Source organism: Pseudomonas sp. BE134, assembly GCF_031456105.1.
GTDB lineage: Bacteria > Pseudomonadota > Gammaproteobacteria > Pseudomonadales > Pseudomonadaceae > Aquipseudomonas.
Genome location: NZ_JAVDUA010000038.1, coordinates 49,949 through 62,543 on the forward strand (window position 1 = coordinate 49,949; position 12,595 = coordinate 62,543).

Here is a 12,595-nt window from a genome sequence, read left to right on the forward strand (position 1 = left end):
AAAAGCGTTGGGGGTGGGGGAACTTTAATGTCAACACAACAAAAATCGCTGACCAACGAGTCAGTCGAGTCATCGAGAAAGCGTAGGTGCTGACGTGGACAAACTGAATACTGTTGCAACCGTTTTGATCGTGCCGGGCCTGCGTGAGCATGTGGCCGAGCATTGGCAGACATTGCTTGAAGCCAGACTCTGCAAAGTACGCAGCGTTCCGCCGCTGGAAACCGACAAGCTCGACTGCGCTGCACGGGTTCGTGCGATCCAGCACGAACTGGAGCAGATCGAAGGGCCGGTGATTCTGGTCGCCCACAGTGCCGGTGTTCTGATGGTCGCGCACTGGGCAGCGTTGCACAGTCGTCCGATCAAGGGCGCTCTGCTGGCCGCGCCACCCGACCTCGAGGCTACCTGGCCGCAAGGCTACCCCACTTCTGAATCTCTGCGGGCCCATGGCTGGGATCCGCTACCCAAAGGTACGTTGCCGTTCCCAAGCCTGGTGGCCGGCAGCACCAATGATCACCTTGCCAGTCTGGACGCCGTCACTCGCATGGCTCAAGGCTGGGGTGCCGAACTGCGCAATTTTGGCGCAGTAGGCCATCTCAATCCAGCTGCAGGATTTGGCCACTGGCCAGAAGCGGAAGCGCTCATCCTGGAATTGGATCAGTAGTTCAGGCGCCGACTTGGCTGTAAGCCAACCGGCATTTGCCCTCACTCCTGAGAAGCGCAAGTCCCTGGTACAAGGGAATGCGTGAGGGCTGCTGCGCTTAAAACAAATACAAAAGGCGGAGAAACAACGCAATGCACAACAATAAGAATCAAGGCTTCACGGTTTCGCGTTACACCTTGCTGGCTTCGGCCATCCTGGCGGCTTCCATGCCGACCGCCCAGGCGGTTGAACTGGATACGGGCAACCCGGACTGGACCGCGCGTATCGATAACACCATCAAGTACAACTACGGTGTGCGCACCGAAAGTGCTGACAAGCGCATGTTGGGAACGCCAAACAACAACGATGGCGATTACAACTTCCGCAAGTCCGGCACCAACATCACCAACCGTGTCGACCTGCTGACCGAAATGGACGTGGTCTACAAAAACGCCATGGGCTTTCGCGTCAGTGCCGCCAGCTGGTACGACAAGGCGTATGCCAACACCGGCTCCAACTCCAACCCGTTCGTGAACGGCAATGACTCACGCTCCGGCCTGGTCGCCAACGATCCACGTCTGGCCGGCGTCACCAACGACAACGTCGGTTTTGGCAGCCCGCACCTGAGCAACTACGCTCAGCGTTATTACAGCGGTCCGTCTGGCGAAATTCTCGATGCGTTCGTGTTCTACAGCACCGAAGTGGGCGAAGAATCTCTGTTCAGCGCCAAGGCCGGTCAGCACAACGTGTTCTGGGGCGAGACCATTCTCAACCCGGTGCACTCGATCAGCTACGGCCAGTCCGGCCTCGACCTGGCCAAACTGGCTGCATCGCCGGGCACGGAAGCCAAGGAGCTGTTCGTTCCGCGTAACCAGTTGTCGATGTCGTTCACCGTCAACCCCGAGTTGACCGTGGGTGCCCAGTACTTCCTGGATTGGGACGCCGCTCGCCTGCCGGAAGCGGGCACCTACTACGGTGGTTCCGACCTGGTGGGCTTCGGTGCGAAATCGTTTCTGTTGGGCAACACCAACGCCGTGGTTCCGGGCAGCCCGCTGGGTTGTGGTCTGGCACCGTGCAATGGGTTGACCAACGTGCGTCGCGGCAATGACCTGGAACCGCACAGCAGCGGTGACTGGGGCGTGATGGCCAAGTGGTCCCCGGCCTGGCTGGACGGGACGCTCGGCGTCTACTACCGCGAAACCTCGGAAATCCTGCCGCAAGCCTGGCTGGATGCCAGAGGCCTGAGCTCGGCCAACCCGAACGGCACTCGGCCAGCCGGGCAAGTGCCGGCAGTGGTCAACACGCTCAACTCGTTGAGCACCGCCACCTATCAACTGGCCTATGCCGACAACATCAAGATTGCCGGTCTGAGCCTGTCCAAGGATGTCGGCGGTATCAGTGTGGGTTCGGACCTGAACATCCGTCACAACATGCCGCTGGCCAGTATCCCGGCCATCGTCAGCACCAACAGCCCGTTGGGCCTGGGCCAGGGCCTCGGCCTGTTGCCGGCGCGCACCGCTTCCACCGGTGTGATCTACGACACCCCGAGCCGCGGCGACAGCATGAGCGCTACCGGCGACACCTTGCACTGGACCCTTAACGGTCTGATGACCATTCCGAAAATGCCGGTGTTCGATTCGGCAACGGTGCTGGCCGAGCTGTACTACAGCAACCTGCTCCAGCTCGATGACAAGAACGAAGCGCTCTACAAAGGCAAAGGCACCTATCGCGGCATCGACCAGCCGACCCGTGACAACTGGGGCCTGGCGGTCAACTTCACTCCGACCTGGTACCAGGTGTTCCCGGGTGTCGACCTCAACGCACCGATGTCCGTCAACGTCGGCCTGGACGGCGTGTCACCGGTGACCGGTGGCGGTGCCAAGGATACCGGCAACTACGCCGTCGGCCTCGGTGCCGTGGTGTACAACAAATACTTTGTCGACCTGAAGTACGTGGACTCCTTCGGCCAAACCGACAAGTGCAACACCAGTGGCGTGAGCACCGGTCCGACCGGTGGTGATGGCTCGACGCCGAACGCCTTTAGCGGCAACGAAAACTACGCCTGTTACGCCGGAGGCTACTCGTCCTTCTCCGGTGGTGGCGCAACGACTGAGGACCGTGGCGCTGTTTACCTGACGATGAAAACAACCTTTTGATTCACAACTCTGATTCACCACTGATTTGCTCAATGCAAGCAGGAGAATAACAATATGAAATTTGCACAAACCGTGTTGGCTGCCTCGCTGGCGATGATCGTCGCCGCCCAGGCCCATGCCGCTGTATCGGCTCAAGACGCCGCCAAACTGGGTAGCAACCTGACCCTGGTCGGCGCTGAAAAAGCCGGTAATGCCGATGGCTCCATCCCCGCCTACAATGGTGGTCTGACCACGCCGCCGGCCAGCTTCAAATCCGGTGACAGCATGCGTCCGGATCCGTTTGCCAATGAAAAACCGGTGCTGGTCATCGATGGCAAAAACGTTGATCAGTACAAGGGCCTGCTCAGTGCCACCACGGCGGAACTGGCCAAGCGTTTCCCGACGTTCAAGGTCGAGGTGTACCCGACTCACCGTACCGTCTCGCTGCCTCAAGCGATCCTCGATAACGGCGTGAAAAACGCCACCGGCGCCAAGTCCCTGGAAGGTGGCCTGGCCATCGACAACGTGCTGCCGGGCATACCGTTCCCGATCCCGCAATCGGGTAACGAAGCGATGTGGAACTTCCTGTTGCGTTATCAGGGCGTGAGCATCAGCTCCAAGTACGACTCCTGGAACGTTGACTCCGCCGGTGTTCCAAGCCTGGCGACCACCGGACAGGCGAACATCTCCTATCCGATCTACGAAAACCTGTCTCAGCCGATCAGCAGTGCCGACGTGTACTACCAGATGAAGCTGCAGTACACCGGCCCGGCGCGTCGTGCCGGCGAAGCGGTCATGCTCAAAGACGCCGCCAACCCGCTGCAACAACCACGCCGTGCCTGGCAGTACTTGCCTGGTCAGCGCCGTGTGAAGCTGGCACCGAACCTGGCCTACGACACGCCTAACCCAGGCACCGCCGGCGCCGGTACTTACGACGACGTCTTCGTGTTCAACGGTGCGCTGGATCGCTACGACTGGAAGTTGGTCGGCAAGCAAGAAATGATCGTGCCTTACAACACCTACAAGCTGACCTACGTCCAGGATCCGAAGTCGATCACGACTCCGAACCACCTGGCCCCAGAGTTCGTGCGTTGGGAAAAACACCGTGTATGGGTGGTCGAGGGCAACCTCAAGGCCGGCGCTCGTCACATCTACCAGAAGCGTCGCTTCTACCTTGACGAAGACAGCTGGACCGCTTTGGCCTCGGATCAATATGACGCCCGTGGTCAGCTCTACCGTGGTTCGTTCGCCTTCCTCAGCCAAAGCTATGACAAGCAGGTTCCTGACTCCACTCCGTTCATGATCTATGACCTGGTGGGCGGTTCCTACAACATCAACGGCGTAGTCGGCCCGTACGGCGGCATCAAGTACATCGATCCGCTCTCCAAGGCACAGTGGTCGTCGGAGTCCCTGGCGGGCGCCGGCATTCGCTAAGCAAACCGTAACAAAGCGTCCAACGGTCCACGGCCCACAAGGCCGTGTGACCACGCGCAGATCGGTGCAAGCCGATCGTCGCGGCGACAGTTTTTAACGTCGGGCTGCACGTTGCAGTCCCTGACGCGGTTTTCCCAAGAGGACGCGGTATGGGTTCGTATAAAAAGTACCTGCAATTGGCGTTCGGCGCCGTGCTTGTCTTGTCGCAGGGCGTCACTCAGGCGGCCGGCTATATCGATGTGCTGGATCTGCCCGCCAAAGTCAGTGCGTTGGCAGTCAAAAGTCCGTTGTCCGGCATGACCCGCGCAGGCGACCGATTGGTAGCCGTCGGGCAGCGTGGACACATTCTCTATTCAGATGACAGCGGTAAACACTGGCAGCAAGCAGCTGTGCCAGTGAGTGCCGATCTCAGTGCTGTGAATTTTCCATCGGCCAGGGAAGGCTGGGCGGTCGGCAATGATGGCGTGGTGTTGCACAGCGATGATGCTGGCGTGACCTGGCGCAAGCAATTGGACGGCCGTCAAATCGGTGAGTTACTGGTCAAGCATTATGGTGCGTTGGCGAGTGCCCAACCTGACAACGAAGAATGGTCACGCTGGGCCGACGAAGGCCAGCGACTGGTCGAACAGGGCGCAGACAAACCTTTGCTCGACGTCTGGTTTGCCAATGAGCAGGTCGGCTATGTGGTCGGCGTGTTCAACCTGATTCTGCGCACTGAAGACGGTGGCCAAACCTGGACCCCGTATCAGGACCGCACCGACAACCCGCAAAGCTTTCACCTGAACGCCATCGCCTCCACCGGTGACGGCTTGTACATCGCCGGCGAGCAGGGCCTGTTGCTCAAATGGGATGACGCCAGCCAGCGCTTCGCCGCCTTGCAGACGCCGTACCAGGGCAGTTTCTTCGGCGTGCTGGGCAAGCCGGGTGAAGTGCTCGTCTATGGCTTGCGCGGCAACGTATTGCGCAGCACCGATGGCGGCCAGAATTGGACCGCGCTGGACAGCGGCCTGCGCATCAGCATCACCGCCGGCCTCATCGATGACCGTGGCGACTACCGCCTGTTCACCTTGGGTGGGCAGATGCTGGTCAGCCAGGGCACTGGCGCGCAATTGCACCTGGTTCAGAAACCCGTACCGACACCGGTAGCCGGCGCCGCCGAGGCCTCCGACGGCTCGCTGGTAGTGGGTGGTTTCCGTGGTGCCCTGGCGCTGTCCGTCGATAAGACCTCGAACCCTTAAAGCGAGTACCCAGACATGGGCAACATAAAACAAGAAGCCATGCCGGTGATCCGCGACATGCGTGATTTCGACAGTCGTTCCGGCAACCTGCTGGAGCGGCTGGTGTTCAACTACCGCCCTATATTCATGCTGATGATGGCGCTCGCCACCGTGGTGCTGGGCTTCATGGCGGTCACCCGTCTGGAGCTGCGTCCCAGCTTCGAAAAAATGATTCCGCAGAGCCAGCCGTACATCCAGAACTTCCTGGAAAACCGCGCCTCCCTACGCGGCTTGGGTAACTCGGTGCGCGTGGTGGTGGAAAACACCCAGGGCGACATTTTCGACCCTGAATACCTGGACGTACTCAAGCAGGTCAACGATCAGTTGTTCCTCACCGAGGGCGTCGACCGTGCCTGGATGAAGTCGTTGTGGAGCCCGTCGGTGCGCTGGACCGAAGTCACCGAGGAAGGTTTCCAGGGTGGCTCGGTGATGCCCGACACCTACGAGGGCAAGCCAGAACAAATCGAGCAACTGCGCCAGAACATTTCCCGTGCCGGTATCGTCGGCAGCCTGGTGGCCAGCGATTTCAAATCCAGCATGCTGATCGTGCCGCTGCTGGACAAGGCCTCGGCCACGGGTCAGAGCATCAACTACCACCAGTTCTCGCAGATGCTCGAAGAGCAGTTGCGCGACAAGATTGAATACGCCGGTGACAGTGCCGCGCGCAAGTCCGGTGAAGAAGGCAAGGGCCACTACAAGGTCCGGGTGATCGGTTTCGCCAAATTGATGGGCGATCTCATCGATGGCCTGATTCAGGTGATGATGTTCTTCGGCCTGGCCGTGGTCACCTCGCTGATCATCATTTACGCCTACACCCGTTGCGTTCGCAGCACTTTGCTGGTGGTTGGCTGTTCGCTGATCGCGGTGGTCTGGCAGCTGGGCATCGTCGCCTGGCTGGGCTATGCCATCGACCCGTACTCGGTGCTGGTTCCGTTCCTGATCTTCGCCATCGGCGTGTCCCACGCCGCGCAGAAGATGAACGGCATCATGCAGGACATCGCCCGTGGCACCCACAAACTGATCGCCGCACGCTACACCTTCCGCCGTTTGTTCATTGCCGGCGTCACCGCATTGCTGGCCGACGCCGTTGGGTTTGCCGTGTTGATGCTGATCGACATTCCGGTGATCCAGGACCTGGCGATTACTGCCAGTATCGGTGTCGCGGTATTGATTTTCACCTCGCTGTTGCTGATGCCAGTGGCGCTGTCTTATGTCGGCGTCGGCGCCAAGGCTGCCGAACGCGCCCTGAAGATCGACACCCGCGCCGACCGCCACAAAGGCTTCGGTAAATTGTGGGACGCACTCGACCGCTTCACCACCCGCAAGTGGGCTACCGGAGCAGTACTGGTCGCGCTGTTGATGGGCATCGGCGGCTTCATGGTCAGCCTGAACCTGAAGATCGGCGACCTGGAAAGTGGTGCTCCGGAACTGCGTGCCGATTCGCGCTACAACCGTGACAACGCTTACATCACCGAGCATTACGCGCTGTCCAGCGACCTGTTCGCGGTGATGATCAAGACCGCGCCGGAAGGCTGCCTGAACTACAAGACGCTGGTGCTGGCCGACCGTCTCGCCTGGGAACTGCAACAGAATCCGGGTGTGCGGGCGACGACGTCGCTGGTCAACGCCGTGCGTCAAATCACGGCCGGTACCTACGAGGGCAACCCCAAGCTCAACAGCATCCAGCGTAACCAGGACGTCCTGAACTACGCCGCGCAGCAAGCCTCGGTCAACTCCCCGGAGCTGTTCAACAACAATTGCTCGCTGATGCCGGTGATTGCTTTCCTCAAGGACCACAAGGCCGAGACCCTGGACTCGGTAGTTGCCATCGCCGAAAAGTTTGCCAAGGAAAACAGCACCGAGGATCGTCAGTTCCTGCTGGCTGCCGGTAGCGCCGGTATCGAAGCGGCGACCAACATCGTGGTCCGCGAGGCCAATCACACGATGCTGCTGTATGTCTACGCAGCGGTGACTCTGTTCTGCCTGATCACCTTCCGTAGCTGGCGCGCCACCCTGGTCGCACTGCTGCCACTGGTTCTGACCTCGATCCTCTGCGAAGCCTTGATGGTGGGCATGGGCATCGGCGTGAAAGTGGCAACCTTGCCGGTGATCGCATTGGGGGTCGGGATCGGCGTGGACTACGCGTTGTACCTGCTAAGTGTGCAATTGCACTTCCAGCGCCAAGGGTTATCGCTGTCCGAGTCGTACCGTAACGCGGTGGCGTTCACCGGTCGCGTCGTTGGCCTGGTCGGCATCACCCTGGCGGCAGGCGTGGTCTGCTGGGTCTGGTCGCCGATCAAGTTTCAGGCGGACATGGGCATCCTGCTGACGTTCATGTTCCTGTGGAACATGCTCGGCGCACTGATCCTGATTCCAGCCCTGTCGTACTTCCTGTTGCGCGAAAAATCGCTGGAGACACTTCCAGCTGCGGATGATCTGGGGACGCCAGCCAAAGAAGCCGGCACCTCGCACACTCCGTCTGTTCCTCATGCATTGACTACTCCTGAGTAAGTTCACTATGTCCGAATACAAAGCTCCCTTGCGCGACATGCGCTTCGTCCTCAATGAAGTCTTTGAGGTATCCAGGCTATGGGCCAGTTTGCCTGGCCTGGCCGAGGTCATTGACGAAGAGACGGCTGCCGCGATCCTCGAAGAGGCCGGCAAGATCACGGGTGAAGTGATCGCACCGCTGAACCGCAGTGCCGACGAACAAGGCTGCACTTGGACCAACGGCGCGGTCACCGCGCCAGACGGTTTTGTCGCCGCGTATCAGGCGTTCGCCGAAGGCGGTTGGGTCGGCGTCGGTGGTGATCCGCAGTTTGGTGGCATGGGCATGCCCAAGGCGATTTCGGCTCAGGTCGAAGAGATGGTCAATTCGGCCGGCCTGTCCTTCGGCCTGTACCCGATGCTGACCGCCGGTGCGTGTCTGTCGATCAATGCCCACGCCAGCGAAGAGCTCAAGGAACGTTACCTGCCGAACATGTATGCCGGCACCTGGACCGGTTCGATGTGCCTGACCGAGGCCCATGCCGGCACCGACCTGGGCATGATCCGTACCCGCGCCGAGCCTCAGGCCGACGGCAGCTACAAGGTCAGTGGCAGCAAGATTTTCATCACGGGCGGTGATCACGACCTGACCGAAAACATCATTCACCTGGTACTGGCCCGACTGCCGGACGCACCGGCAGGCCCGAAAGGTATCTCGCTGTTCCTGGTGCCAAAAGTCCTGGTCAACGCTGATGGTTCACTCGGCGAACGCAATTCGCTGTCCTGCGGTTCCATCGAACACAAGATGGGCATCAAGGCATCCGCCACCTGCGTGATGAACTTTGACGGCGCCACTGGCTGGATCGTCGATGCGCCGAACAAGGGCCTGGCGGCGATGTTCACCATGATGAACTACGAGCGTCTGGGCGTAGGCATTCAGGGGCTGTCGCTGGGCGAGCGTTCGTATCAGAACGCCGTCGAATACGCCCGTGACCGTCTGCAAAGCCGTTCGCCAACGGGTGCACAGAACAAGGACAAGGCTGCCGACCCGATCATCGTCCACCCGGACGTGCGGCGCATGTTGTTGACCATGAAAGCCTTGAACGAAGGCGGTCGTGCGTTCTCCAGCTACGTGGCCCTGCAACTGGACACCGCCAAGTACAGCGAAGACGAGGCAACCTGCAAACGAGCGCAAGAGTTGGTGTCGCTGCTGACCCCGGTGGCCAAGGCGTTTCTGACAGACATGGGTCTGGAAACCACCCTCCACGGCCAGATGATTTTCGGCGGCCACGGCTATATCCGCGAGTGGGGCCAGGAGCAACTGGTGCGTGACGTGCGCATCACCCAGATCTACGAAGGCACCAACGGCATCCAGTCGCTGGACCTGGTCGGGCGCAAGATTGTTGGCAGTGGCGGGGCGCTTTACAACCTGTTCGCCTCCGAAATTCGTGACTTCGTCGCCAACGCCAGTGAGGAACTCAACGAGTTCAGCAAGCCGTTGAACGCGGCCGTGGACACCCTCGACGAGTTGACCGCATGGGTGCTGGACCGGGCAAAAACCAACCCGAATGAAATCGGCGCGGCCTCGGTCGAGTACCTGCAAGCCTTCGGCTACGTGGCCTACGCCTACATGTGGGCACTGATGGCCAAGACCGCCGTTGGCAAGCAAGCCGAGGACGAGTTCTACGTCAGCAAACTGGCCACCGCACGCTTCTACTTCGCTCGCTTGCTGCCGCGCATCCATTCATTGAGCGCGTCGGTCAAGGCCGGCAGCGAATGCCTCTACGAGCTGGATGCAACGCAGTTCTGATCCCCATGCCCCCGCGACTCCCGGCACCGCGCCGGGAGCCGTTTGCAAACGTGTGCATTCAGGGGCACTGAGCCAACAATAAAAAGTTTCAGGAACCAGAATCATGATGGCGACAAAAATAATTCCGCCCGCCGAAGGCGCCTATGCTTATCCCTTGCTGATCAAGCAACTGTTGCTGTCCGGTGAGCGCTATGAGCCGGGTCGGGAAATCGTCTATGCCGACAAACTGCGCTACGACTACAAGACGCTCAACAAACGGATTCGCAAACTGGCCAACGCCCTGACGGCCGCCGGCGTAAAAGCCGGTGACACCGTGGCGCTGCTCGACTGGGACAGCAATCGTTACCTGGAATGCTTCTTTGCCGTACCGATGATCGGCGCGGTGCTGCATACGGTGAATATCCGTCTGTCTCCGGATCAAGTGCTCTTCACCATGAACCACGCCGAAGACGATCTGGTGTTGGTGCATGATGATTTCCTGCCTCTGGTCGAACAGATCCAAGGCCAACTCACGACCGTCAAAGGTTTCCTGCAACTGACGGACGACACGGCTACCGAAACATCGTTGCCGGTGTTGGGTGAGTACGAGCACCTGCTGTCCCTGGCGTCAGACCAGTACGAATTCCCCGATTTCGATGAGAACTCGGTCGCCACCCTGTTCTACACCACCGGTACCACCGGCGACCCAAAAGGGGTGTATTTCACGCACCGCCAATTGGTCCTGCACACCTTGAATACGGTCGGCACCCTGGGCGTCTATCAAGGCCAGCCACTGCTGCGTTCCGACGATGTGTACATGCCCATCACGCCGATGTTTCACGTGCATGCCTGGGGTGTGCCGTATGTCGCCACCCTGATGGGGATCAAACAGGTGTACCCGGGCCGCTATGAGCCCAACACCCTGGTCAAGCTTTATCGTGAGGAGAAGGTCACCTTTTCCCATTGCGTACCGACCATTTTGCAGATGATCCTGAACTGCGAAGCCGGGAAACAGACCCGTTTTGAAGGCTGGAAAATGCTGCTGGGCGGCAGCGCTCTGACTCACGGAATCGCCAGCGAAGCCAGTGCCAAAGGCATGGTGGTGCACGCCGGTTATGGCATGTCGGAAACCTGCCCGATTCTGTGCCTGAGTTACCTGCGTGATGACGTGCTTAAACAGCCTATGCAAGAGCAACTGGCTACCCGCATCAAGACCGGCACGCCGGTGCCCATGGTTAACCTGAAAATCGTCGATGCCAGCGGCAACGATGTTGCCCATGACGGTGAGTCCCTGGGCGAAATCGTGGTCCGCGCGCCTTGGCTGACCCAGGGTTATCTGAAGGAGCCGGAAAAGGGCGCCGAGCTCTGGCTTAACGGTTGGATGCACACCGGCGACATGGCTTCGATCGACCCGATGGGTGGCGTCGAAATCAAAGACCGCATCAAAGACGTGATCAAGACGGGCGGCGAGTGGATCAGCTCGCTGGAACTGGAGAGCCTGATCAGCGAACACGCGGCAGTGATGTCCGTCGCAGTCGTCGGCATCGTCGATGAGCAGTGGGGCGAACGTCCCATGGCAATGGTGGTGTGCGAGCCGGGGCAATACCTCGACAAGCAGATACTCGAAGCGCACCTGCTGACGTTTGTCGAGTGTGGGCGCATTAACAAATGGGCAATCCCCAAACAGTTCAAATTCGTCGCCGAGATCCCAAAGACCAGCGTCGGGAAAATCAACAAGAAGCTGATTCGGGAAACCCTGTCGGACTGAAGGTTGAAATCGCCAGGATCCAGCCGGGTTCTAGCCTCCTGAGGTGGAAAAACAAACGTGGCGTGAGGGAAACCTCACGCCACGTTTGCGTTTTGGCCTACCTGTTGATTGTTGAAGCGTTTTTAAGGATTTTCCCTACAGTCATCGCCTACTTCTCTGGCTTCTTTCCTGACTGATCCCCTGCAAAGTCTCGCGCGCCCCATTTTCTGCGCGAGGGATTGCTCATGTTCGACCCGATTTACCACGCCACTGCCAGCCGTTCGGTGCGCTGATGACCCACATCGCCCGCATCGAGCAGGAACTCGACAGTTTCCCGGAGACGCTGACGCTTTACCGCGAACAGCTGAAGCGTTGGTTTAACCAGAAGGCGGACCAGGCCAGCCGTGCGGCTGATATGCCGTCGCTGATGGGCATGGAGCGGCTGATAAAACTCGGGAGTACGACGACTGCGGTCAGCAGTGGCGACGATGGGTTTTTCTCCAGTGTTGCGCAGTGTCCGGACGGCGGAATTCTGGAGATCGAGAGCAAGTTCGAATCGGTTTATGACATTCCGTTGGGGAATATTTCGGTTGATGTGATCGCCATGGATGGCGGCGAGACCACACCGGTCAAGCTTGATGAAAACGGTAAAGGGCAGTTCGTAGGGACACCCGGCAAGTTCTACCGGGTTCATGTTCAGAGCGAAGTCACGCCGGCTCAAATCGAGGACCTTTTTTTCTCTTATGACGGCCTGACCAAAGAACTGGACGGCTGGCTGCGCTGTGAGTGGGCCGGGTTTAAACCGCAGTGGTCGCAGTCGACCTTTGTGGCCGCCGGGAACGGATTGCTGGCGGGAAGCTGGAAGGCGATTGTGGGTGTTTGGGACAGCATCAGCCTGCTTTCCGACATTCTCCAGAATCCCCGTAAGTTCGTTGGAAGGTTGGGCAGTGGTGCCGAGCAATTGGCAACGCTGGCAAAAGATTTTCCGGCAACGATGGCAAAAGTCCAGCTGCTGGTCAGTGACGAAGCGGCACTCTGTTTACTGCTGCGCACCGCCAGCCTCTGGCTGGACATGCTGCCAGCCAG

At 59.5% G+C, this 12,595-nt stretch carries 7 protein-coding genes and 1 pseudogene; all 8 read left to right on the top strand.

Annotation, left to right across the window (positions count from 1 at the left end; all coding sequences use genetic code 11):
• Positions 1-94 precede the first annotated feature (94 nt).
• Positions 95-661: an alpha/beta hydrolase gene (locus J2Y56_RS25665; RefSeq protein WP_007947448.1), complete on the top strand. Its 567-nt coding sequence runs from the start codon at positions 95-97 to the stop codon at positions 659-661.
• A gap of 131 nt (positions 662-792) precedes the next feature.
• Positions 793-2,796 (top strand): DUF1302 domain-containing protein, encoded by a 2,004-nt coding sequence (locus J2Y56_RS25670; protein WP_310339118.1) that lies wholly within the window; start codon positions 793-795, stop codon positions 2,794-2,796.
• Between the two features lie 54 nt (positions 2,797-2,850).
• The gene (locus J2Y56_RS25675; RefSeq protein WP_310353462.1) at positions 2,851-4,209 is read left to right on the top strand and encodes a DUF1329 domain-containing protein; all 1,359 of its coding nucleotides are present in this window, start codon (positions 2,851-2,853) and stop codon (positions 4,207-4,209) included.
• 149 nt (positions 4,210-4,358) lie between these two features.
• A complete protein-coding gene (locus J2Y56_RS25680) occupies positions 4,359-5,447 on the top strand; it encodes a YCF48-related protein (RefSeq protein WP_007945677.1) in 1,089 nt (362 codons plus the stop codon).
• 15 nt (positions 5,448-5,462) lie between these two features.
• Positions 5,463-7,997: an MMPL family transporter gene (locus J2Y56_RS25685; protein WP_310353466.1), complete on the top strand. Its 2,535-nt coding sequence runs from the start codon at positions 5,463-5,465 to the stop codon at positions 7,995-7,997.
• A 7-nt stretch (positions 7,998-8,004) separates the two neighbouring features.
• The gene (locus J2Y56_RS25690; protein WP_310353469.1) at positions 8,005-9,783 is read left to right on the top strand and encodes an acyl-CoA dehydrogenase C-terminal domain-containing protein; all 1,779 of its coding nucleotides are present in this window, start codon (positions 8,005-8,007) and stop codon (positions 9,781-9,783) included.
• A 103-nt stretch (positions 9,784-9,886) separates the two neighbouring features.
• The gene (locus tag J2Y56_RS25695; RefSeq protein ID WP_310353470.1) at positions 9,887-11,530 is read left to right on the top strand and encodes a fatty acid--CoA ligase; all 1,644 of its coding nucleotides are present in this window, start codon (positions 9,887-9,889) and stop codon (positions 11,528-11,530) included.
• A gap of 271 nt (positions 11,531-11,801) precedes the next feature.
• Positions 11,802-12,595 (top strand): annotated as a pseudogene (locus J2Y56_RS25700) (type IV secretion protein Rhs); the annotation flags it as partial.